Annotated in this window: 17 protein-coding genes; 6 read left to right on the forward strand and 11 right to left on the reverse strand. The window is 50.0% G+C overall.

Annotation, left to right across the window (positions count from 1 at the left end; all coding sequences use genetic code 11):
- The first annotated feature begins 5 nt into the window (after positions 1-5).
- From PGL01S_RS13360 to PGL01S_RS31645, 5 genes are all read left to right on the forward strand, one after another.
- On the forward strand, positions 6-242 hold the full coding sequence (locus PGL01S_RS13360; RefSeq protein ID WP_373864160.1) for an acetamidase/formamidase family protein: 237 nt from the start codon (positions 6-8) through the stop codon (positions 240-242).
- Between the two features lie 190 nt (positions 243-432).
- Positions 433-8,724: a GH36-type glycosyl hydrolase domain-containing protein gene (locus tag PGL01S_RS13365; RefSeq protein ID WP_127495107.1), complete on the forward strand. Its 8,292-nt coding sequence runs from the start codon at positions 433-435 to the stop codon at positions 8,722-8,724.
- A gap of 443 nt (positions 8,725-9,167) precedes the next feature.
- The gene (locus tag PGL01S_RS13370) at positions 9,168-9,536 is read left to right on the forward strand and encodes a DUF6864 domain-containing function (RefSeq protein WP_127495108.1); all 369 of its coding nucleotides are present in this window, start codon (positions 9,168-9,170) and stop codon (positions 9,534-9,536) included.
- Complete coding sequence (locus tag PGL01S_RS13375; RefSeq protein ID WP_127495109.1) at positions 9,533-9,847, forward strand: hypothetical protein; 315 nt, start codon at positions 9,533-9,535, stop codon at positions 9,845-9,847. Before PGL01S_RS13370 ends, PGL01S_RS13375 begins: the two co-directional genes overlap by 4 nt.
- Positions 9,848-10,069: 222 nt before the next feature.
- Positions 10,070-11,137, forward strand: a complete 1,068-nt coding sequence (locus tag PGL01S_RS31645; RefSeq protein WP_244935583.1) for a hypothetical protein — start codon at positions 10,070-10,072, stop codon at positions 11,135-11,137.
- 1,022 nt (positions 11,138-12,159) lie between these two features.
- Here the strand turns inward: PGL01S_RS31645 and PGL01S_RS13385 are convergent.
- The 4 genes from PGL01S_RS13385 to PGL01S_RS13400 form a co-directional block, all read right to left on the reverse strand.
- The gene (locus PGL01S_RS13385) at positions 12,160-13,215 is read right to left on the reverse strand and encodes an LLM class flavin-dependent oxidoreductase (protein ID WP_127495110.1); all 1,056 of its coding nucleotides are present in this window, start codon (positions 13,213-13,215) and stop codon (positions 12,160-12,162) included.
- A gap of 2 nt (positions 13,216-13,217) precedes the next feature.
- Positions 13,218-13,697: a MarR family winged helix-turn-helix transcriptional regulator gene (locus tag PGL01S_RS13390; protein ID WP_127495111.1), complete on the reverse strand. Its 480-nt coding sequence runs from the start codon at positions 13,695-13,697 to the stop codon at positions 13,218-13,220.
- Positions 13,698-13,859: 162 nt separating this feature from the next.
- Entirely contained in the window at positions 13,860-14,615 is a 756-nt protein-coding gene (locus PGL01S_RS13395) for a MerR family transcriptional regulator (protein ID WP_127495112.1), read from the reverse strand.
- Positions 14,616-14,749: 134 nt separating this feature from the next.
- A complete protein-coding gene (locus PGL01S_RS13400) occupies positions 14,750-16,153 on the reverse strand; it encodes an MFS transporter (RefSeq protein ID WP_127495113.1) in 1,404 nt (467 codons plus the stop codon).
- 142 nt (positions 16,154-16,295) lie between these two features.
- Here PGL01S_RS13400 and PGL01S_RS13405 point away from each other — a divergent pair, with 142 nt between their 5' ends.
- The gene (locus tag PGL01S_RS13405; RefSeq protein ID WP_127495114.1) at positions 16,296-17,186 is read left to right on the forward strand and encodes a LysR family transcriptional regulator; all 891 of its coding nucleotides are present in this window, start codon (positions 16,296-16,298) and stop codon (positions 17,184-17,186) included.
- Positions 17,187-17,246: 60 nt separating this feature from the next.
- On the opposite strand, the gene PGL01S_RS13410 is transcribed toward PGL01S_RS13405, so the two are convergent.
- The 7 genes from PGL01S_RS13410 to PGL01S_RS13440 form a co-directional block, all read right to left on the reverse strand.
- Positions 17,247-18,131 carry a tetratricopeptide repeat protein gene (locus PGL01S_RS13410; RefSeq protein ID WP_127495115.1) on the reverse strand — a complete coding sequence of 295 codons (885 nt, stop codon included), beginning with the start codon at positions 18,129-18,131 and terminating at the stop codon, positions 17,247-17,249.
- Between the two features lie 24 nt (positions 18,132-18,155).
- Entirely contained in the window at positions 18,156-19,112 is a 957-nt protein-coding gene (locus tag PGL01S_RS13415) for an ATP-binding protein (protein WP_127495116.1), read from the reverse strand.
- Between the two features lie 44 nt (positions 19,113-19,156).
- Entirely contained in the window at positions 19,157-20,257 is a 1,101-nt protein-coding gene (locus PGL01S_RS13420) for a threonine aldolase family protein (RefSeq protein WP_127495117.1), read from the reverse strand.
- Positions 20,245-20,967, reverse strand: coding sequence for an SDR family NAD(P)-dependent oxidoreductase (locus tag PGL01S_RS13425; protein WP_244935584.1), 723 nt, complete (start codon positions 20,965-20,967; stop codon positions 20,245-20,247). The genes PGL01S_RS13420 and PGL01S_RS13425 overlap by 13 nt, the downstream gene beginning before the upstream one ends.
- Positions 20,968-21,127: 160 nt before the next feature.
- Positions 21,128-21,667, reverse strand: a complete 540-nt coding sequence (locus PGL01S_RS13430) for a hypothetical protein (RefSeq protein WP_127495119.1) — start codon at positions 21,665-21,667, stop codon at positions 21,128-21,130.
- Between the two features lie 299 nt (positions 21,668-21,966).
- Positions 21,967-22,479 (reverse strand): acyl-CoA thioesterase, encoded by a 513-nt coding sequence (locus PGL01S_RS13435; RefSeq protein ID WP_127495120.1) that lies wholly within the window; start codon positions 22,477-22,479, stop codon positions 21,967-21,969.
- Between the two features lie 40 nt (positions 22,480-22,519).
- Complete coding sequence (locus tag PGL01S_RS13440; RefSeq protein ID WP_127495121.1) at positions 22,520-23,479, reverse strand: nucleoside hydrolase; 960 nt, start codon at positions 23,477-23,479, stop codon at positions 22,520-22,522.
- Between the last annotated feature and the right edge of the window lie 88 nt (positions 23,480-23,567).

A 23,567-nucleotide genomic window follows, 5' to 3' on the forward strand; every position in this document is an offset into this window, starting at 1 on the left:
AAGAGCTGAACGAACACAGCACCAATGGTCACCTGGATAACAGCCGCGTTCACGCCGACGCTACGTTGATATGCCCGGTTAAGGTACCCGGCGGCAGCGTCTACTTAGGCGACGTGAATGCCATGCAGGGTGACTGTGAAATTGCTGGCCATACGGCGGAAGTTGAAAACTCACTCCTACTGTCAAAACCGGCTCAATTCGAGGCGGCACCTAAGCTGTTGAATGATTTGAATATGACATAATGTGGAAGAACAGTGCCAGATGCCGTCTCAATGAGGATCTGGTTTATTGTCGTTGGCGAATAAGTTGAAAGGAGTATTTTATAAAAACCCTTTAAAATGGAAATGATTAGATGGTCCAATATTTCTTCACGAACCGGACGAAAAAATACGTTTGCTGAATTCTAACCTATTTCTTCCGGAGGAACCATTCATGTCTGCCACAAATGAACAACTCAGAGAGCGCGCGCACGAGCTGGCGCTTCAGCAACAGCTCAAGTCCGCGGCCGGTCGGTCAGGTTATATAAAAAGACAAGTCGAAACCGACATCGCTAATATCCGAGCATTCGTCGCTTTGCTGCAGGATGCGCCAGTCGGCTGCGGTCAGCAAGCCGAAGAATGGCTGCTAGACAATGCGGAGTTCATCGAGGAACAAGTGCTGAACCTGAAGATGCATTTGTCCGAGTCAGTGCTTATCCATCTGCCCCAACTGCGGGGAGAAGAACGATTGCGTATCCACGCGCTTTGTTTGGCATATCTGGAACAAGTGGAAGGCATCCTGGACGAGAGGACGCTGCTAGCTTTCCTTGGCGCTTATCAGGAAATATCCGTACTGACGCTGGCCGAGACCCGGTTGATTCCGATCATGCTCAAAGTTTCTCTTATCGGGAAGATCGCTGAATCCATGGCATTGGTCCGGGACAGGCGGGAAGTCTGCAGTCAGGTTGAGCAGCTGTTAAAGCAGATAGAACCGGCCAGACTAAGCACCGAAACGATCGGTACGGCACTTGAGCAAGCAGGTCAGATCCCGCCGTTGTCCGGTCCATGGGCCGCGCATCTCATAAGCCATCTGCGGGAATGGTCGGGCGATTCGGATGCCGTACGCGAATGGCTCGTTTGCACGTACGAGAACGGCTCGGACGACCTTGACCGAATCGTCACGTACGAAGCCAAGCTCCAAGTCGCCTATCAGGTAAAAGCAGGCAACCTCATTACGAGCCTGCGTAGCAACGAACGCAGGAACTGGGATGAACTGTTCGAGGCGATCAGTCTGCTCGATCGCACCATGCGCGAGGATGTGACGGGCCTTTACCCTCGCCTGGATACATCCAGCAGGAATGGAATCTTAAATCGGATCGAGGAAATGGCCAGACGCCTGCGAGTACCGGAAAGTCTTGTCGCTTCGCAATCGCTCGCGCTTGCAAAGCATGCCTATGAACACGGCTCCGCGAATCCGATACGAATAGAGAACAAAACTACGGAACAAGAGCATCCGCAAGAAGCGCTAATGCGCCAAGCTTTTGCTGCATATTACGTCTTTGAGCCGGCAGGCGTAAAAAGCCTGGTTCAAGCGTTGAATAAGTGCAGTAAGCCACGGACAATGCCGCTCAAAGGCTTAGCTAGAAGCGCGCCCATGAACTATTTTTCTTCTCTGCTGGCACTGTTCATGCTGCTGCTGGTCGTCGTGGCGGCTTGGGTCGTCGATTGGAATACCATAACGACAGCGGGCATTGCAGCGGTATTCCTAGCTCTTCTGTTCCCGGTAAGCGAGTGGGTTATGACTGGCCTAAACTTTGGGATTGAGCGAATCTGCCGGGCCAAACCGCTGTTGCGGTTCGACTATTCGAGCGGGATTGCGGCGGAAGCTGCGACTATGGTCGTCATACCGGCTATATGGTCGACGGTCCAAGAAGTGGACGAGCTTGCCGATCGGCTCGAGATCCATTACTTAGGCAATCGGGACCCGAATATTCATTACGCGTTGCTCGGCGATTTCACCGATGCGAAAGAAGAAAGCCTTCCCTCGGACGAGATTCTTGTCGCCGCGGTCAAAGCCCGCATCGACCGCTTGAACCGTATGTACGGGGACAGCGGCACAACCTTTCATTACTACCAACGAGCCAGACTGTGGAATCCCGGCGAAGGCAAGTTCATGGGGTGGGAGCGAAAACGGGGAAAGCTGGTCGAGTTCGTGAATTTGTTACGCGGCAGCGAAGATACCAGCTATGCGGTAACGCACGGCGACCGTAAGGTCCTGCCCGGCATTCGCTACATCATTACCTTGGATGCCGACACCCAGCTTCCGATCGGAAGCGCGCAGCGGCTGATCGGAACGCTGCATTTTCCCTACAACCGACCTCGCTTAAACAAGGCGGGCACTAGGGTAGTGGAAGGGTATGGCGTCCTGCAGCCCCGTATCGGCACCAGCCACGATTCGGCCATGCGTTCTCGGCTTGCTCATTTCTGGTCCGATCCGGGCATCGATCCTTATGCGTTTACGGTCTCCGATCCGTTCCAAGACGCGTTCGGTACCGGCATCTTTACGGGTAAAGGAATTTTCGACGTCAACGTATTCGCTAAATTGCTTGGCGAGCGCATTCCGGACAATACCGTGCTTAGCCATGATTTGCTCGAAGGCGGATTTCTGCGGGCGGCGCTCGTGTCCGACATTGAGTTAATCGAAGAGCACCCGTCCACCTTTCTATCTTTCCAGAAACGGATGCATCGATGGGTTCGAGGTGACTGGCAGCTCCTGTGCTGGCTCCGCACCAAGCTTTGTGACCGGCGCGGAGAGCTGCAACCGATCGATCTGTCTCTGCTCACGCGGTGGCAGATTATCGACAACCTGCGGCGCAGCTTGCTGCCTATCGCGATGCTCGTGCTGTTCGGGCTGGCCGTGACCGTTTTGCCCGGCTATCCGGCACGCTGGCTTGCGTTCTTGTTCCTCACTCTGCTGCTGCCCTTAATCCGGCAGCTAGCCATCATGAATTCGGCAGGTGCGCATTCAAAGCATGTGCTGTCGACACTGGTAATGGCCGGCATCGGATTCTGGACGCTTCCGTTTCAGACAGCCGTGTTGCTGGACGCCATAGTCAAGACGCTATACCGCATGGCCGTCAGCAAGCGCGGGATGCTGGAATGGACCAGCTTCTCGCAGACGGAACGAAGTCAAGCTGAGGCACGGCGCCGCTTGATTCTTGGCGGCAGGGGGGGCTACTTGTTAATCTTGCTATTCGCGGCCGCGGTTGTCCTGCAGCCGAGCATCCCGCTTCTGTGTTTCGGACTTGCCCTTTGCCTATTCTGGGCGCTTGCTCCGGTTGCAGTACGCTGGCTTGATCAACCCGTTCTCAAAGCGGAGCGGCCGCTTGAAGCCGCTGACGCGGAGCAGCTGCGCACCTTGGCGAAGGAAATTTGGCAGTTCTACGAGGACTATGCGGGGAAAGAGGATCACTATCTTCCGCCGGACAACGTGCAAATCGAGCCCCCGAACGGCGTTGCGCACCGAACGTCGCCAACCAATATCGGGTTTCTCCTGACGGCGGCCCTAGCCGCGAGAGAGTTGGAATTCATCACAACGCCGATGCTGGTGGAACGGCTCGAGCGAACGGTCGGCGTGATCGAACGGATGGAGAAGTGGAACGGCCATTTGTACAATTGGTACGACACTTCAACGCTGGAGCTGCTTCGTCCGGCTTATGTCTCGACGGTGGATTCCGGCAACTTCGTGGCCAGTCTGATGACGGTTAAGCAAGGTCTGATTCGCTGGCTTCAGACGGACGGATGGGGCAAGGGTTCCCGGCGGCGCGAGCAAGCTCCATTAGCGGCCGTTGGCACGGAGTTTGCCATCGAACTGGATCGCATTCATCCGGAGGAAATGTACGAAGCGCGACGAGAATCAAATGTGAAGCAAGATGAGCCGATGCATGCAACGACCGGTTGGATTGGTCAGGGTTATGAGCTTGTCGACCGCTTGGAACGGCTGATCGTCTCAACCGATTTCCGACAGCTCTATGACGACAAGGCCAAGCTGTTTGTGCTCGGCTACCATGCCGATTCGGGTCAACGGGAAACGATTCTCTACGACTTGCTCGCATCGGAAGCAAGGCAAACAAGCTTCGTTGCCATTGCGCTTGGTCAAATTTCGGTCTCCCATTGGATGGCGCTTGGCCGCACGGCCAAGCAGCAAGGCGGGCATGCGACCTTGATCTCTTGGTCCGGCACGATGTTTGAATACATGATGCCTTGGCTGATTATGCGAACCTATCCGGGTACGGTTTGGGACAGTACCTACCGCGGCGTCGTGCGGCGTCAGATCGCATACGCCGCACGACGCAACGTGCCCTTTGGCATCTCGGAATCAGGCTATTATGCGTACGACTATCAGCTGAATTACCAATATCGCGCCTTTGGCGTGCCGGGGCTGGGGTTCAAGCGCGGGCTTGAGGAAGACACGGTCATCGCACCTTATGCCACGATTATGGCGCTTCCGTTCGCGCTGCGCGAAGGCCTTCAAAATTTGGAGCGTTTGGATCAGCTTGGAGGGCGAGGACAATACGGCTATTACGAGGCGGTCGATTTCACCGCTCAGCGTATGCCACAGGGGGAAACCTACAAGATTATCCGCAGTTTCATGGCGCATCACCAAGGCATGAGCCTGCTTACGCTGGCCAACATGCTGGTGCCGTCGTGCATGATCAACTATTTTCATGCGGATAAGCGCGTTCAGGCCGCCGAGCTGCTGCTGATCGAGCGGATTCCGCACAAGTCGGCGCTTCTCAATCGGGAGCTGCCGGGCAGGTCGCGAAGCGGAGGCGAAACCAAGTTGCCGCAGAACGACCCGCTGCGAGAATTCGCGGAGGTGCCCGCGCCTTTGCCTGAGGCGAACGTGCATGGGAACGGTTCGTTAACGACGGTCCTGACGGAAACCGGCAGCGGCTTCATCCGATATAACGGGCTGGATTTGACGCGCTGGCGGGAAGATCCGGTGATGGATCCTTGGGGCAGCTACATCTATATTCGGGACGTGGAGAAGAATGTCTGCTGGTCCCCGACCTATTTGCCATGCCGCAAGCAGGCGGATCGCGCGAGCGTTCAGTTTCGCAAGGAGCGGACGACGTTCCTCCGCGAGGATGACGGGCTGCATACGAAGCTCGAGGTGACCGTATCGACCGAGCATAATGCGGAGCTGCGCCGGTTGACGTTGACCAACACGACGCAGGAGGCCCGAATTGTCGAAATAACGACGTACATGGAATTAGCCATGGCCGCGCACAACGCGGACAAGGCTCATCCCTCCTTTACCAAGCTTTTCGTTCAAACGGAGTTCGCTTCGGAGGAGCAGTGCCTGCTAGCCCGCAAACGCCCTCGTAATGATGACGAGAAAGCTCTATGGGCTTTTCACACGCTACGAGCTGACGAGGAGCAAGGAGCAGCAGAATTCGAGACTGACCGCGCAGCCTTTATCGGCAGAGGGCATACGCTTGCCAATCCGCGCGGACTGGCAGCCCGACTAGGCGGCACCTTCGGTGCCGTTGCCGATCCGGCTTTTATCATGCGTAAGCGAGTGCATGTTGAACCTGGCAAGCAGATCAGCCTGACAGCCGTAACCGGAGCAGCCGAGAGCAAAAAACAGGCGCTTGAAATCGTTTCGCAGCTGTCGTCCGCCTCGCAGGCAGAACGTACCTTCCAAATGGCATGGACGCGAAGCCAAATCGATCTGCAGCATTTACGCATCGGTGAACAGGAGGCGTCCGCTTACCAGTTGCTGGCCGGTCGGGTCCTGTTCGCATCTCCGCTTCGTCCAGAGCAGGAGGCAAGCATCTCCGCGAATACGAAAGGGCAGCCTGGTTTGTGGGCGCATGGCGTCTCCGGCGACAGGCCGATCATATTGGTGAGCGTGGCCGAAACGTCAAGCCTGCCGTTCATGAATAAACTCCTGGTCGGTTATGAATATTTGCGCCGGAAGGGGCTTAGCTTCGATCTCGTAATTTGGAACGAGTCCTCCGGCGGTTATCAGCAGGAGCTTCGCGATTCGCTGCAGCGGATGATCGAGCAGCACGTCCATAACCTTAACAATGGCGCCGGCGTTCATATCGTCGCGGCAACCGAGCAATCCCAAGAGGACAAGAATCTGTTGTTTGCCGCGGCGCGGCTGCTGCTGCATGCGGAAGGACCAAGTCTGAGAGCCCAGCTCCTGCCTCGCGAGTCAGGAAGCACCGGGCAATTAACCGAGCTGGTGCCTACTTCGCCGCAGAACCTTTATTCCGACAAGCCATCGCGGGACGAAGGCGCGGGTCTGTTCTTTAACGGATACGGAGGCTTCTCGACGGATGGTGACGAGTACCGGATCGTATTGCGCAGCGGACAGCATCTGCCCGCTCCTTGGATCAACGTAATTGCAAACCAGAATTTCGGCTTCCTGGCTTCGGAGCTGTACACCGGGCAGACCTGGTGGAACAACAGCCGTGAATGCAAGCTAACGCCATGGTCCAACGATCCCGCCCTGGATCCGCCTGGCGAAGCTGTTTATATACGGGATGAATCAAGCGGTGAATATTGGGGGATGACGCCATCCCGGAAAGCGGAATCCAAGACGGTGCATACCGTGTCGCATGGACAAGGCTACTCGCGCTACGAGCATGAGAGTCATGGTCTATCGCATGAGATGACGGTGTTTGTCCCTCTGGACGATCCCGTCAAGATCATCCGGCTGCGCTTGACTAATGAAACGAGCGACGTACGGAAACTGTCCGTGACGTACTACGCCGAGTGGGTTATTGGCGTGAATCGCGAAGAGAACGCATCCAATATCGTTACGGAATGGGATCCAGAACATCATATACTGCTTGCACGAAACACCTATCAGGACACGTTCCGAAAAGCGACGCCATTCCTTGCCATGCATCCGCGGGCATTAGAGTCCGGCCCGTCCTGGACGGGAAGCCGGCTGTCATTCATCGGACGGGAAGGTGACTTGGAAGATCCAGCCGCAATGAGCAAAATGCGTCTTTCGGGAGAGTCGGGACCGGTCCATGATGCCTGCGGAGCGATTCAGGGCATCGTATCGCTCGAACCCGGCGAGGGTGGCGTCGTCTATATCCTGCTCGGCTGCAGCGATTCCCGAGATGCCGCGACCCAGCTGGCCCGAAAGTACAGCGAAGCGGACGCCTGCGAAAAGGCTTATCGGGATGCGCGCGCCTTCTGGAAAGACATAAACGGCACGATCCAGGTTGCTACGCCTTCGGCCGAAATGGATATTATGCTGAACAACTGGCTGCTCTATCAGTCGTTGTCCTGTCGGATGTGGGCACGCACGGCATTTTATCAATCGGGAGGCGCCTTCGGATTCCGGGATCAGCTTCAGGATTCGTTGTCCATGCTGCATGCCCGGCCGGAAATGACAAGGGCGCAGATCATTCGCCATGCCTCGCACCAGTACTGTGAAGGGGATGTGCAGCATTGGTGGCACGAAGAGACGCACCGCGGTATCCGCACGAGATTTTCGGATGATCTGCTCTGGCTGCCATATGCTGTTGTCCGTTATTTGGAGCATACAGAGGATACGAGCATTTTAACGGAAATTGCTCCTTTCCTGCAGAGTGAGCTCCTGAAGGAAGACGAGCACGAACGCTACGAAGAGACGGTTCTGTCGGAGGAGAACGGGACGATACTCGAACACTGCTTCCGCGCGATTGATCGGGCGCTTCGCTTCGGCGAACACGGATTGCCGCTCATGGGAATCGGTGATTGGAACGACGGTATGAGCAATATCGGTCCGCAAGGGCGCGGCGAGAGCGTGTGGCTGGGCTGGTTCCTTGGCGAAGTTCTGAGCGGCATTGCCGAAATCTGCGAGCGGTATGGCAAGCGAAGTCACGCGGAGCGTTACCTGAGCGCGAGAAGCAAGCTGGAGAATGACATGCAGGAAGCTTGGGACGGAAATTGGTACCGACGCGCGTTCACCGACGCCGGAGAATGGCTCGGATCCGTCCGCAATGCGGAATGCCGCATTGACGCTATTGCCCAATCCTGGTCGGTCATATCCGGGATGGCGCCGAAGGAACGCGCGCAGCAGGCGATGCACTCCTTCGACAGGGAATTGGTCGATAGACATCTTGCCGTCGCGCATATTTTGACGCCTCCATTTGACCAGACAAAGCCTAGCCCGGGCTATATCCAAGCCTATCCGCCAGGCATTCGAGAGAATGGAGGACAATATACGCATGGTGTCATCTGGAGTATTGTAGCGTGGAGCATACTCGGGGATGGGGACAAGGCTTTCGAGTTATTCCATATGTTTAACCCGATCACGCACACAAAGTCCTCGTTTGACGCCCGCACTTATGTCGGGGAGCCTTACGCCATGGCGGCTGACGTCTATACGGAACATCCGCATCGCGGACATGCGGGTTGGACGTGGTACACCGGCGCTGCTGGCTGGATGTACCAAGCGGGAATCGAGTGGATATTAGGGCTAAAGAAAAGGGGACAAAAGCTTCTGATCCAACCTTGCATCCCTGCGGAATGGCCGGAATTTACCGTTACGTATACGTACAAGAGCACGGCCTACCGAATCATCGTCCGCAATCCGTCGCGCAAATCCGGCGGCTGCACGGCATTAAGGATCGATGGTAAAGAGACCGAGCTCAGCATGAATCTTATGGGCGAAAGTCCGTTTATCACGCTGGAGGACGACCAATTGGAGCATGTGGTCGAACTGACTTTATAGCTCGTTCGCAGGGATCGTGTATATACCTGCATTCACAATGTTTGATGTACCAAAAAGGCCGCATACTTGCGGCCTTTTCGACCTTGACCGGCTTCGTGCCGTTCAAGGTTTTTTAAAGAAAATTTTATGACAGATCAAGAAGGCTGTCGGGTGACAATACCATGGTATCATTGAGAGTCGCATAAACTGCGGCTTTTTTGTTTTATGTTATCAAGTTCTTGTCAATATGAACGGTTGGACCGCAAATTCGACTTTCAACTTCTGGCTGCCTACTTAGAAACAACTGGCAGCTCTGAACGAGCTTTTTGAGCATCGGAGCGCGCTGTAGAAGAATCAAGACAATATTCCTGCCGCGGCCATCGATCGATAGACATGAATTCGAACACCTGCTCGTACACTGTAATAAAGAGCTTGTTCGATGACAACTTACCACGGAGGTGTAAATGATGAAAATTAAGTCCGGCGGATATGAAGCAGTGTATCACGGCCGCGTACTGGCCTATGGTATGAATCCGATCGAGATTGTATTGTCGGAAGAGAGTGATCCGCTGACATTCGTGTTTTGTATTGAACACGAATCGGAACGAGACGACTTCATGACGAATATTCAGCTGGTTCGTTACAATGAAGTCCGCATCGCTTGCGTTAATTTTCCGAGAGGCAAGCCAATCGGTAATCAAGATATGATTCAGCTCGGCGTGTTGAACAACCGCAAACTATCTTTGCGTTATGAAGTGACTATAAATTACGATGCGACGTCCTGGGCGCTGGCCTTTACTTTCTTTGCGGGAGAGGGGGTCGTGCCGGTATGAACAAAATCGAAATTCAGGATCCGAAGGTAGCAAGTAAGATCATCGCTGCGAACGCGGAGAACGATAAGCGCAAAGCGGAGCTCGGCTTTCTTGGTAAATTCTTTGGTTCAGGTGAGAACGTGCGCCTGTATATCGTCGGTACGATCACGCTCGGTGTGCTTATCATCGCGCTGGTCTATACGCTGATCCCCGACCAATATCGTTCGCCCAACTTCGGTTTAAAGGAAATGTGGACGCTCGTGGTACTTCCTGTTGAATCGACAATTATCGGTTACTTGATCGGATCGAGGTCAAAAGAAGAAGGAGGCTAGTCGAGCATATTTTCGAAGGACTCTTAATGATAAAGCTGTTCAATCACGATGGGTTTACTCTAGAATTTAGTGATTCAGATAACAGAACATAGTAACATTGTAAGCCGCAAAAATTGCGGTTTTTTTTGTATGTTTTTTCGGATATCGAAAAGTAGCATTAGAAACATTTACCAGGGTATTTGCGTTTACAGATTAACCAAGATAATAAGGGGATGATTTCTCATGAAAGGAATAATGTCTTTAATTGCGGCAGTTCTTCTATTAACAAGTTGCACGAATAGCACGAATGGTCGCGTCGATACTGATAACGAGGCTTCGCCAATCGCTTCTACAGAAGCACCGTCAACATCAATTGAGAAATCACTTCAACAAAATCTTTCTGCAACTGATCTCAGTATCGAAGGAATACGAATCGGAGGATCAATTGATGATGTGGTTAAATCATATGGCCAACCAAGTGAAAAAACGGTTTCGCATGGATTAGGTACACCGTACTGGATTTTTAAGGAACAAGGAATCTATATAGATTTTGATGGACCAATATGGCAAGCAACAGTAACACCTCCTTTCAAAGGCAAGACACCACGTGGTATTTCAATAGGAAGTTCTACTGAAGACGTTTTAAAAGCGTATCCTGATATTACTACAGGAGATTCGTACATCCAAAAGTCAGCTGACGGGCAATATTCCATTCAATTTTCGTTCAATAATGGAATGGTAACTCAGATTAACATGTGGCAGGATAAGACACTCCCTACTGATAAGAACCCCAATGAGACTATATCAGAGGAGACACCAAAAGAGGTATATGAACACAACCTAGAAAGTAACCTCACCAATAATTATTCATTAACTATTAATAAAAAAAATATCACTCTTAAAGACTGGGATAACACAGTTGATTTGCAAAAAATATTAGGAGAACCTACTTCGCAGAATATTGAAGTACTGGGGAATGAGGCGGATACGCACAAAGGGTCATTTATTAAAACAATGAATTATGATGGACTTCAAATAAAACTTATGTCTCCTAAAGAAAATGGTAAGGATTTTTGGATACTGGAAATGGTGGTTACAAAAAAAGACTACAAAACATCTAAGGGTATTGAAATAGGAGATAAGCTTGAAAAAGTAAAGAATTCTTATCCTGATATAAATATAGCTCTTGACGGAAGAACGGACCCGAATAATTGTGCATATGTCATCAATTATGAGCGAGTTGATTACTTACAATTTGAAGTAAAAGAAGGTCTTGTTAGCGAGATAAAGATTTTTTACCTAATCCCCTAACAGAGAAAGTCATCAATAAACGGTTACCTTGTTACGCTCTAACAGGGAACGTTAGTCCAATAATCAAGTAAGGGGTATCTTTAGTTATCTCATGTTGGAGGACAGCGGTGTTGACAATTGGAGTTTTCATTGACCCTGAAGGAAATCAGATTGAATTGAAGGACTAAATTTAATGTATCGTGAAGTAGCAGTTACACTAACGAGACACGATCATAAATGAAAAAGCTGCGGCAGCCTGTCGCGATCTGCTGCCGCTATCCATGCTAACAGACAGGATAACGTAGACATATATTGAATTTCACTATTTTGAAATGATATCTAAACGACCATATAAATGGAGGAGTAATGGAATGAGATGTAATATCATTTTAGAAATGAAATGTCAGTCAGGGGGATGGACAGATACATTGCTCACACAACTCGATTCATAGACATATGTATAAAATACGGGTTTTGTGAAAAAGACGTTAAGGAAAACTTGGCCACCCAGGGTTTTTATGATTATGGTTTTATGATTATTTACTCAGTTTGCATTATTTTGTTTGTCTCTTTTGGTTATTGGGCTCTTTGCATTATAGGTTTTTATTCTAGTTCTTTTCTGTTCCCATAGTTTGATTTATCATTTGATTTTGTTCTTTTGATTTGGATCCTTAGATTTGATCCTTAGATTTGATCCTTAGATTTAATCCTTAGATTTGATCTTTAGATTTAATCCTTAGATTTAATTCCTTAGATTTAATTCCTTAGATTTAATCCTTAGATTTAATTCCTTAGATTTAATTCCTTAGATTTAATTTCCTTAGATTTAATTCCTTAGATTTAATAATCTAATCTTTTATCAGTTTGGATTTTTTATTGTTGATTTAATCAACTCGATGATCATCATGTCATTTGTAATCATCATTTGGATTTGTCATTTACGCACAAAAAAACCAAGCTAATCATTATTCCTGGTTAGCCTGGTTTTCATTATATATGAAAGCGTTTGCACAATTTTTTTCTTTTTTATTAGCTATTCTCTATCAACTTACCTCATTAGCTTCCCATTTCGCGACTTCTTCACGAACTCTTGGTGCTACTTCGGTACCCAGCAACTCAATTGCATTCATTACATCCTTATGCGGCATGGTGCCAACCGGCAGATGAAGGAAGAATCTCGTGAAGCCCAAATGCTTGCGCATAAAGATAATCTTGTTGGCCACGGTTTCGGGATCACCAACGAATAGTGCACCTTCCAAAGTGCATGACGCATCGAATTGCGAGCGTGTATATTGTCCCCAGCCGCGCTCTCTGCCGAAGTAGTTAAATGAGGCCTGGGTAGGCGGAAAATACTTATCATCCGCAAGCGAGTTGCTCTCCGCAACATATCCAAGGGAATGCACGGCTATCTTTAGCTTCGACACATCATGCCCGGCGCGGGCAGCTGCTTTCTTGTACAGCGGTACAAGCGGAGCAAAGTTTAGAGGGCTGCCGCCGATAATGGCTAATACTAGAGGCAAACCAAGCTGACCTGCGCGGATAACCGAATCCGGATTGCCTCCACTGCCAAGCCAGACGGGCAATTGGTTTTGAACAGGACGCGGATACACGCCCAAGTTATCAAAAGCCGGACGGAATCCGCCTTTCCAGGTTACTTTTTCCGACTCGCGAAGTTTTAATAAGAGTTCCAGCTTTTCTTCAAACAGCTTATCATAGTCTTTTAAATCATATCCAAACAATGGAAATGCATCGACCATGGAGCCTCGGCCAGCGATAATCTCAGCCCGTCCATTCGAAATGCCGTCAAGCGTGGCGAATTGTTGGAACAAACGTACCGGATCCGCGGCAGACAGCACAGTCACCGAGCTGGTCAGCCGAATTTTTTTCGTCATTGGCGCGGCTGCAGCCAGAATAACGGCTGTAGCGGAATCCGCAAACTCTTTGCGATGATGCTCGCCAACGCCAAATATATCAAGTCCGACTTTATCAGCCAGTACAATTTCTTCTACAACCTGACGCAAACGCTCTCCATGACTAATCGTTTCGCCGGTTACGATATCCGGAGTTGTCTCGACGAATGTATCTATACCTATTTCCATGTTTAGTCCTCCTGCTTTTGATTATCTTCAGCTACGCGATTTTTGATACCGTAACCAATCTTCTTCATTACGTGGATGAGCTCAAGCTTTTCCTCGTCCGTTGCGAAAGACAACTGATCCGAGATAAATTGAGCATGCTTTGGAAAAATGTGATCAAAGCTGCTTTGTCCAGCAGCCGTTAATGAGACATTCGTTTTTCTACGGTCCCCCGGAATAGGAATTCGTTCCACCAAACCCTTATTTTCAAGCTTGTCCACCACGTAAGTGATACTCCCGCTTGGAATGGAGAACGTTTCGCTAATCCTTTGAATCGTCTGCGGCCCTCTATTATAAAGTAACTCTAGAATTCGAAAGTTCTCCGCACTAATGCCGTAGCTGTCAATATCACGCTCGAGGCTCGTATACAACACGTTCACCATGTTCCTCAATACGCGAATTAGGTTTAAATCTAGTTCAATTCCTTCCGCATCGCGTTCAGTCAAGCTTCATCCTCCTATCAAGGTTTGACCCCAATTAATATCCTAACATTAGTTATTCTAATATTAGGATATTAATTTGTCAATTCAATCAGCACACAAGCCCACCTCCGGCAACCGACAAAAGGACCGGACCAATTCCCATTGGAGAATTGGTCCGGTTCTCTTTTATCCTTTGCTTTGCGCTTGATAGGCTTCCGCTGCAGCCGCCAAATAATAGGATAGCCCGGTTTGTTGAGTCTCCAGCATGCTTAAATGGAAATCATCCTGGAGAAAAAACTTCGTTTGTGCAGCAAAGTCCAAGGCAGAGAGTTCATGCCCGTGCCCATTCAGGAAATCGATATGAAATTTAATAAGATCTGTTACTTTCACATCGTTATGCTTCACTCCGGTTCTCAACGAGTCAGCCATGTTACTCATAAAAGTCATCGCTTCAGCAGCTTGCTCGTTCATTTTCTGAACATCCGCCTCCTGAACCGTTAGTGGCTCTATGCCGTAAGTTTCCTCCAGGTGTTTACTCTGCTCTTCAAGGGCCTCATTCCATTGCTGCTCGTTGCTAAAGCCGGCAAATAATCGTTTGTTCTCCAAGGGTATTCCTTCTTTCATCGACGTTATAGATAATTTAATCGTATCGATCAGGGTATGAAGTCTTTGGCTTTTGCTGATTAGCAAAGCTTCCTGCTTCTCGAGAATGGTTCTGCGATCGGGATTCGTGTTCATGATTTCTTTGATCTGTTCCAATGAAAATTCCAGCTCGCGATAAAATAAAATTTCCTGCAGGCGCTGCAGCTCCTTTTCACCGTAGAACCGGTAACCGGCTTCGCTGATTTCGCTTGGCATAAGCAGACCGATTTTATGATAATGATGCAGGGTTTTGATGGTCACATCCGCCATCTCGGAGACCTCTTTCACGGATAACAACATGCACAACCTCCTAATTCCCTTTCTTTTGGAACGGCCGTTCACATATTGAAGTTTATAGTCTCCCCTAAGAGGAGAGTCAATGCTTTTTTAATATAAAAAACGAACCGATTCCGTTAGAATCGATTCGTTATTCTTTATCTCTGATTACTCAACATATGCCCATTGGTATTCGTCTTTTTCTTGCTGACATATACACTGCGATACAGAAGAAGCAAAACAACATGAATGAGAGCAAGTACCAGATAAAGATTGCCGAATACAAAGGAAGCTTCGTTTGAATGCCAAGGGATCCAGCTCGACCGGGCGCCGTGGTCCATCACTTTGCCGTATATCCCGGTAGAGACCGCGCCGGAAAGGAAATTGCACAATGTTAATAAACCCATTCCAACCCCAATCTGATCCCGGGGAATGCTGCGCGAGATGGTATTGGATAGTACGATTTGCATGAACATCTGACCCACATTGCCAAGAGTGAAAATCAATCCAATCAGAACGGCTGGACTCCCTGCAAATAACGATAACAGAAGAAAACAACTGAATAATAATAACGACGCCGTGTGATACACGAAGGAATTGCCTTTGATATCCGCCAACTTCCCTACTTTTCGACCTAAATAAGCCGACAAGCAAGCTCCGGGAACCATGACAAAGCCAATTAAACCTGGCTCCAACCGATTGATATCCGCCAACAATTGAGGCGTTAGAAACGGCAGCGCGTAACTGACGCTCATCACGATAGCCGCAATCATTAATCCCATTAAATAAATGCGATCCCTCATAAGCGCCCGTGAGATAAAGGGATCAGCCGCTGTACGTATGCGCCACAAGAAACCGATAAGCAGCAATGCACTGCCTGCTCCCAGCCACATGTTCCCTTGCGTTATCGCAAGCAGCAACAGGGCTACCGTCCCCGTAAGTAGTCCTCCTCCAAGCCAATCAATAGGTCCGCCTTCTTTTATATCCGAGCTCAAATGCTTGCGGTAGAACGGCAAAGTGACGAGAATAAGCAAAGGAATCGCGAACAGCCATCTCCAATGGACAAATGATACCAATAGTGATGAAACAATAGGTCCAATCGCGTTGCCAAGCGCTAATCCGGTAGCCGAAATCCCCAGGGCATGCCCCCTTCTTTCCGGTGGGAAATAGCGGACTGGAATTAACATGGCTAATGCCGGAATAACGGATGCGCCCACCGCTTGCAAAATTCTGGCCATCAGCACGAAAGGATAAGATCCCGCGAGCAGCCCTAGCAAAGAGCCTGAAGCAAATACGAGAAGCCCAAAGGTGATCAGATTTTTGGCCTGATAACGATCAAGCAGCTTGCCGTAAATAACGGAACCCACTGCATAGATCAGTAAATAGGCCGTTGATACCCAGCTGACTTGAGCCATGGATAATTCAAAGTCGGTCCGGATCTCGGGAAGAACAATATTGAACATCGTTGCGCTCATGGAAGATATAATCAAGGTGAACGCTAGAAGCTTAATGAGCACGATTCCTATTGCGGGATGCGTGACATCAGGTTGTTCTACTGGCATTGTAATTTCCCTCCTGCATCTCTTTATATTTACCAATATACCCCTCACAAACGATAAATGATAATATATATTATTGTATGTTATTATATACTCAGGTATATGGAAACGAAGGTAACAAAGAAAGAATGGGGAGGTTTACTTATTGGAACTGCTTCAGCTTCATTATTTTCGTACGGTCGCGAAATACGAGCATATGACAAAAGCAGCCGAAGTGCTTCGTATTGCTCAGCCTGCGCTTAGCAAGACCATCTCGCGACTGGAAGATGACGTTGGCGTCGCCCTGTTTGACCGGAATAACCGGCAAATCCGGTTAAATCGTTTCGGTAAAGCTTTTCTGCAGCAGGTTGAGATTGCGCTTGGAGCGCTTGATGAAGGACGAAGGCAATTGACGGATATGCTAGGCACGGAGCAAGGAACGATACGGCTCGCTACCCCAACGCTTAACCGCCTCTCTTCCACCATAAGCGAATTCCGCAAGGAAAATCCGGAAATTATTTTTCGCGTGACCCAGATCCCACCGGCCTCGTCGAGCGATATGGTCGGACTGCTGGAGCGCGGTGATGTAGACCTCTGCTTCATTGCCGCACCGCTGAATCAATCCTGGATTAAGGAGCAAATCGTATGGACGGCGGAAGTTTGCCTTGCCGTACCGATCACCCACCCACTTGCGGACAGAGACACGATTACCTTGATTGAAACGGCAAATGAGGCCTATATCGAATATCATGCGGGGCATCCATTCCGTCAAATTAACGAAGCTTATTGCGAAGCCGCGGGTGTATCCCGAAATATCATTTGCGAGGTGGATGAGCCTTCCGCGTTATGGAGTCTTGTTCAAGCGGGGCTTGGCATTGCCTTTGTACCGAGAAATACGAATGAAGATCCCCATGTTAAGCTGCTGAGCATTCAATCGCCGGTCTGTGAACGCGAGTTCTCCATTGCCTGGAATGAAAAGCGATACTTGTCCCGCGCTTCAAGGCAGTACCTGGAATTCCTGGAGTCCTACAAGCAGCATGATCTAATCGGACAATAAAAAACCGGATCGTTCTCCTTAAGAGAATCGATCCGGTTTCGCTTGTGTTCCGATATATGCTTATGTCCGCCGCCTGCGCCAGCCAAAAATCTTTACATGAACGATGGCTTTCGTCGACCAATGGGCAATGAGATGAAGAATAATAAAGGCAAAGACCAGGGGCTTGAACAATAACCAACATACCGCCCACATGACAAAAATTTGCCAAGGCTTCATTTTACGGAATAATTTATTAGGCCACAAACAGATCCGGTAGAGTACATATTGATTCTGAAGCGACTCCAGGTATTCGTCCTGATACTGCTTCTCGTCCGGATTTAACCGTACCGCGCTTTGCATGTAAGTCTCGTGCAGCTTATAATCCCCTCTTCTTGCAGCCGACCAAGCTAGATACATCAACACAATCGGTTCCTCTGCACCGTACCTTAGCGCTTCGCGTTCCGTCTCTCTGGATACGGCATCATTTCCAAGCAGAGCTTCCGTGTAGCTGAGAATGGACAAATACTGCGGATTCTCGGGTTCCAGCTCTAAGGCGATCTCGATTTGTTCCTTCGCTTCGTTGAATTTGCCCTTCTTGTTCAATTGATTAGCCTGCAAGTAATAATAATGCGCCTCGTAAGGGTCAATTCGCAGCGCTTCCCTGACCGCTTCATGGAAGGCTGCCTCGTTGCCGGTCTCGTAAAACAACGAAACGCGCACATACCAGCCCAGATGGTGCTCAGGATCGCGTTTTAACGCCTCATCCACCCAATGTTGGGCTTTCTCGTAATCCCCCATTAATACGCAAATTTGCGCGTATAAAGCGTAGGGATCCGGACTATGAGGATCATTCCGAAGAAGCTTCTCCGTTTCAATCAAAGCTTCCTTATACTTCTTCCAGGACATCAGCTGGTAAACGTTCGTGTAGCCTGTATGAGAGGATGGGGTTAATGTCTCTTCTTCCAATACTTAATCCTCCTCCCGAATCGTCTATTTTATCCCATGCTTCTTTGCGTAATCCAGCACAATCTTGTAATCTCCATTCACGTCGCTGAAGGTGGCATAGTTTCGGGCTGTCGCAAACCATTCGATCGTTGTCGCTTTCCGCTCTTTCAGCGCTTTCCGGAGATCATCCTGGGTAATCGGCTGAATCTCTCCGGTCTCGAACGTTCTCTCCATTGCCGAGGTTACGGCATCATTGACAACCTGCTCCAGATCCGCGCCCGAGAACAGCTTTGTCTCTGCGGCAAGCTTGCCAAGATTCAGCGTGCTCGCAGGCTTGCCTGCAAGCTTCAGCCGCAAAATGCTAGAACGTTCTTCCTCCTCCGGCGGCGGTACAAACACAAGATGATTGAACCGTCCAGGGCGGCGCAAGGCGGAATCCAGATACCAAGGCGTATTGGTTGCCCCAATGACGAATACTTGGTCGTTGCCGGATTGCAGCCCGTCCAGCTCCGTCAGAAGCTGATTGACGAGCATGCGCTCATGATGCTGCCTCATCTGATGACGGCTGCCGCCCATGGCGTCCAGCTCATCGATGAAGATGACGCAAGGTTTATTTTCCCGAGCTTTCTGGAATACATCGTGCAGGTTATGCTCGCTTTGACCGACATACATCGACAGGATCGCCTGCAGCTCGATATGAATGAAGTTCGCGTCAATCTCGCCCGCAACAGCCCGGGCAAGAAACGTCTTGCCGCATCCCGGAGGTCCGAACAAGAGAAGGCTGCCGCCGGCCTCTTTGCCATAAGCTTTGAAGATTTCCGGTTGCTGCAATGGCAAAATAAAGTTCATGCGGATCTTCTTCTTCACTTCTTCCAGGCCGCCAACATCCTCGAAGGTTTCTTTCGGCTTATCCGATTCGACCAAGGAATGCTCATCCTTATCAAACTGCATCAGCTTCAGCTTATTTCTTCGCCTCTCCGAAAGTTCATCATAATCCGACATTCTGGGATTCCTCCTTCACCGCTATATAGAAAATAGTATCATATTCATTTCGCCGTTTGTTTTACTTTCTCGTGAAGCAGCTCGAATGCCTGCTTTAACCGGTCTTTCGGAATCGCAGGGTAACGGTCTCCCAAGCTTACTTCATAGTAAGAAGCACCTTCCCCCGCGTCGCGGACATTACCCGTCAGGCCGATCCCGGTCTCTTCATATACGGCGATCAAGATAGTCTCAAAGGTTTCTTTCGGAAAAGCCGCGTGAACATGGAACATATTCGACACCGGCACCAAAGGGCGGGTCGTTACGCCTTCAATGCCGCTATTGTACAAGCCGGCCAATTCGACGGCAGAACGGTAATACTGCTCCATCTTCGGAAGCCGTTCGTCAAACGCTTGATCCGCATTCAGAATATAGGGATAAAGGCTGATCAGATCACCGCCATGGCGCCGCTTCCAGATCTTCGATTGCTTCGTGAACTCATCCTCGCCGGCAATTATAGCTCCGGCAATTCCGCCGATGCCTTTGTAAAAGGACACATAAACGCTATCAAACAAGCTGCATACTTCCGCTGCCGTCTTCCCGTAGTAAGGCAAAATCTCATACAGTCTAGCTCCGTCAAGATGAAGCCTAATGTCTCTCGCGCGGCAGTAAGCCGCAATCGCCTCAAGCTCCTCGAAGGCAGGCAGCTGTCCTCCGATTTCACGCTGGGGCAGTTCGAGCAGCAGACAAGCAATGCCATCCTCCATGCTCTTCACATCGTCTAGCGTGATTAACCGGTCTTTATCCGACAGCAGAACAGGCTCTATATGGTGAAGCTCCTTGAGTCCGTCCTGCTCATGAATCTCCAGATGGCATAACGGATGGTACGCAACCTTGCGGCTGCCCTTTTCCTCGCACCATAGCCGCAGCGCGATTTGTTGAGCCATCGTTCCGCTCGGGAAAAAGACCGCCGAAGGTTTTCCCAGATAAGCCGCTATTTTCGTCTGAAAGTCTTCGATAACGGTGCCCGTCCCGTAAATATCGCTGTCTATTTCGCCGTCCAAGTGATCAAAAGTATCTTTAAGAACCTGAACATTTCGTTTTCCGTGTCCGAATACCGGGTATTCCGCTGTGTTAAAAGCTTCTAGAAGTGTCTTTACCAATTTAATTTCCTACCTTCATAATCTACGTATTCGCATTCCATTTCAGCTGCATCCCTGGATAATGCCGACTGGATCACCCTCGTAATCCCTGCCGCAGACTGCTGGGGAGTCAGTTCAGCCGCTTCATCCAGCTTGCCCTGCATATGCGTCTTCACCCAGCCCGGATGAATGACCAGCACGCGTCCTCCCTGCGGCTTCAGGCCGTTATGTATAAGCTTCGACTGCATGTTTACCGCCGATTTGGACATGCAGTACGCATACCAGGCATCACGCCAGCAGTCGGTAATGCTTCCTGCTTCCGAGGAGATATTTGCAATCAGCTTGGAATCGCTTTGCAGCAGTAGCGGCGTGAACGTGTGGCTCATGCGCAGGCTGCCCAAGGCATTCACATTAAAAACGCTCAGCATTTCTTCGTAATGAAGCTCCCCGAGAATGGTATTTCTAATATCTCCCAATATTGCTGCGTTATTTATAAGGACATCAAGCTTATCGGTCCGGGACCGTACCCATTCGTAAGCCTGCTTCACGCTTGCTTCGCTTGCCACATCCAGCGGGAATACCGTCAGCTGCTCGCCGTATTGCTGCTGCAGCTCTTGCAGTCCGGGGCTGTCCGCGTACTGTCCCGCGAATACGCGGTTGCCGTCCTCCAGCCATTTGGCGGCAAGCGCCAAGCCAACCCCGCGATCCGCGCCTGTCACTAACAAAGTTCTGATCATCCGTATCCCGTCTCCTCTCCCAGTCTGCTCACGCGTATGCCGTCCAATCCGGCCAGAGCAGTTGTTGCTTCCTCAGTATAGCATACAACCAACAGCATGAAATCGTTTACGCAGGCCGCATAAGGAAAAACCGCTGCCGGTTCGACAACGGTTTTTCGCCTTACTCTTCTAGCTGCTTGCTGTTCTGCTCCAATTCTTCCAGGCTGTTCTCTGCTTCCGCCTCGTGGGCAGCAGCAATCTTAAGCCGATAGAGATCCCTGTAATTTTGCAGCAGAGTTGCCTCTTGTTCGTGAATAAGAGCCGTGAGCTGCTCAATGCGCAATTCCAGAGACACGCCGTGTTCCAGTATCTCTTCCTCCACAAGCGGAGGCTCGTAGATTAGGGTCTTGCTGCAGCCAAAGGTTGACTCCGCCCATTCATTGGCGTCATCCTTGCTGCTATGCTTATAGATTTCCACATACGTATCAAATAGCGCATTAACGGCCTTTCGGCAATCCCAGCCTAAAATAACAAGACCTTCTTTGGCTTTGTTCACCGCGCGCATGAGCTGGAAGTCGTTTAATCTTCCGCGTTCGGCTTCTACACGGTCAATCTCCGCGACGAATACTGGATATGCGCGGCAAAATAATGCGGCAGCAGCGAAAAATTCCTCCTGCGGAATGTTGGTGGCATCCTGCTGCGGTTTGGAAGCTTGCTCCATTTTGTCGTCATTCCCCTCTTGCCAGACTTCCTTAAGCCGGATTAAGCATAACCCGATTATAAAAGTATATGTAACATCGCGGAATGAAGCAAGACCGGGCCGCCATGACTTTACTACCATATTCGTATATAATAGATCAAAGATCGATGTACATAGAAAGCTGGTGCTTAAATGAATGGACGTAAAGCGGTATATATTATCATAGGATTATGCGTGGTTCTAGCCTTATTCGTATACGGGTGTATCCACTATGCAGTAAATGCGCATTCGAGCTGAATGCGCATTTTTTACGTCCACTATTAATCCCACGGATGGACGACTGTCAAATAATCCGCGAATTTCTTGCTTTCCTCGCGGCGGATTCGCCGCATCTCCGCACGATGCGGAGCCGTCTCGTACAGCTTGAACTCTTCTTCGGACTCCGGCATGACCTTAGGCACGGGTACCGGGTGCCTATTCTGATCCAGAGCAACGAAGGTCAGGAAAGAGGTTGCCGCAACGATGCGCTCCCCGGTTAACAGATCTTCTTTAATGACCTTAACAAACACTTCGACGGATGTACGGCCCGTCCAAGTAACAAAGGACTCCAGACAGACGGAATCCGATGGACGGATCGGCTGCAGAAAATCGACGGAATCGGTTGAAGCCGTTACGACGGCTCGACGGCAATGCTTGGTTGCGGCAATGGAGGCAATATCATCGATATAAGCCATTAGCTTGCCGCCAAATAACGTGTTGTGGTTATTCACATCCGTCGGGAAAATTCTGGACGTCTTGTAACATCTGGATTCTCTGGAATAACGTTGTTCCATTTCAGCCATCTTCTTTCCTTGTTATTCAAACTACCTGTCCTTAAGGCGCAAGAAATACGGACAACATTTGCCGCAGAGCACGGTCGGCATCTACTTCCAGGCAGAACGTAATCTCTCTACCGACAGCCGGAATGACCCGACGATCCGTAATGATCATGCCTGCCGTCAAGTCATGTCCGCAGTCGATATCCGCATGCATGACTCTCGTGTTCACAAGAGACGGGTTAACCGCTACCAGCACCGCGAGCGGGTCATGCATCGGACATTCGCCCAGGTACTGATTAGTTTGGAGATAGAAATCGAAGTACTTTTCGAGCGATGTATGTAAAAAATCTACGATTGGCTGCTTATTATCCGGAGCAAGCTGACGAAGCTGGGCCAGGTGACCTTTGGAAAGTCTCGTTTCCAGCGTAACATCCAGACCTACGATCGTAAGCGGCACCTCGGAACGGAATACTTGCTGAGCCGCCTCCGGATCGCCCCACAGATTCGCTTCGCTGACCGGTGTAACGTTACCTGGAGCAAAGACGGTTCCGCCCATCACGACTACTTGTCGGATCTTGCCCGCAATGGATGGATCCAGAGACAAGGCCAAGGCAAGATTGGTCATGCGGCCAACCGTGATGACAACCAGCTCGCCAGGGAGTTCGTGGGCTTTGCGGACGATAAACTCTGCTGCCGATTCCTTCAGGGGCCGCTGCTCCGTTGGCGGAATCTCCGCATCGCCAATTCCGTTATAGCCGTGAATATGCGGCACCGGGCCGGCATATTCGCGTTTAAGCGGACCGGAAGCACCTGCCGCTACCGGCACCTCATAGCCGCAATTCGCCAGCTTAATAAGCCGAAGAGTGTTTTCCGTAGCTTGTTCCACATTAATATTTCCGAAGCCGGTTGTTAATCCTTCAACATGAATTTCCGGCGAGAGCAAGGCATACAAAATCGCCAGTGCATCGTCAATCCCCGTGTCTACATCCAAAATAATGCGTGTCTTTGTGTTCATATTGCTATTCCTCCTGTCCGAATACCTCTATTGTAATCGAATTCGACAAATTTTGCCTACCCTAGATGAAACGGAAGAGCCAAGACTT

Source organism: Paenibacillus glycanilyticus NBRC 16618 (assembly GCF_004000805.1).
Classification (GTDB): domain Bacteria; phylum Bacillota; class Bacilli; order Paenibacillales; family Paenibacillaceae; genus Pristimantibacillus; species Pristimantibacillus glycanilyticus.

Bases quoted from the DNA above. Each gene is read 5' to 3' on its own strand.
- PGL01S_RS13430 (WP_127495119.1), bottom strand. From the start codon at position 21,667: ATGGAGCAAGCTTCCAAACCGCAGCAGGATGCCACCAACATTCCGCAG.
- PGL01S_RS13370 (WP_127495108.1), top strand. From the start codon at position 9,168: ATGATGAAAATTAAGTCCGGCGGATATGAAGCAGTGTATCACGGCCGC.
- PGL01S_RS13375 (WP_127495109.1), top strand. From the start codon at position 9,533: ATGAACAAAATCGAAATTCAGGATCCGAAGGTAGCAAGTAAGATCATC.
- PGL01S_RS31645 (WP_244935583.1), top strand. From the start codon at position 10,070: ATGAAAGGAATAATGTCTTTAATTGCGGCAGTTCTTCTATTAACAAGT.
- PGL01S_RS13400 (WP_127495113.1), bottom strand. From the start codon at position 16,153: ATGCCAGTAGAACAACCTGATGTCACGCATCCCGCAATAGGAATCGTG.
- PGL01S_RS13385 (WP_127495110.1), bottom strand. From the start codon at position 13,215: ATGGAAATAGGTATAGATACATTCGTCGAGACAACTCCGGATATCGTA.
- PGL01S_RS13440 (WP_127495121.1), bottom strand. From the start codon at position 23,479: ATGAACACAAAGACACGCATTATTTTGGATGTAGACACGGGGATTGAC.
- PGL01S_RS13365 (WP_127495107.1), top strand. From the start codon at position 433: ATGTCTGCCACAAATGAACAACTCAGAGAGCGCGCGCACGAGCTGGCG.
- PGL01S_RS13415 (WP_127495116.1), bottom strand. From the start codon at position 19,112: ATGTCGGATTATGATGAACTTTCGGAGAGGCGAAGAAATAAGCTGAAG.
- PGL01S_RS13395 (WP_127495112.1), bottom strand. From the start codon at position 14,615: ATGTTGTTATCCGTGAAAGAGGTCTCCGAGATGGCGGATGTGACCATC.
- PGL01S_RS13435 (WP_127495120.1), bottom strand. From the start codon at position 22,479: ATGGAACAACGTTATTCCAGAGAATCCAGATGTTACAAGACGTCCAGA.
- PGL01S_RS13425 (WP_244935584.1), bottom strand. From the start codon at position 20,967: ATGATCAGAACTTTGTTAGTGACAGGCGCGGATCGCGGGGTTGGCTTG.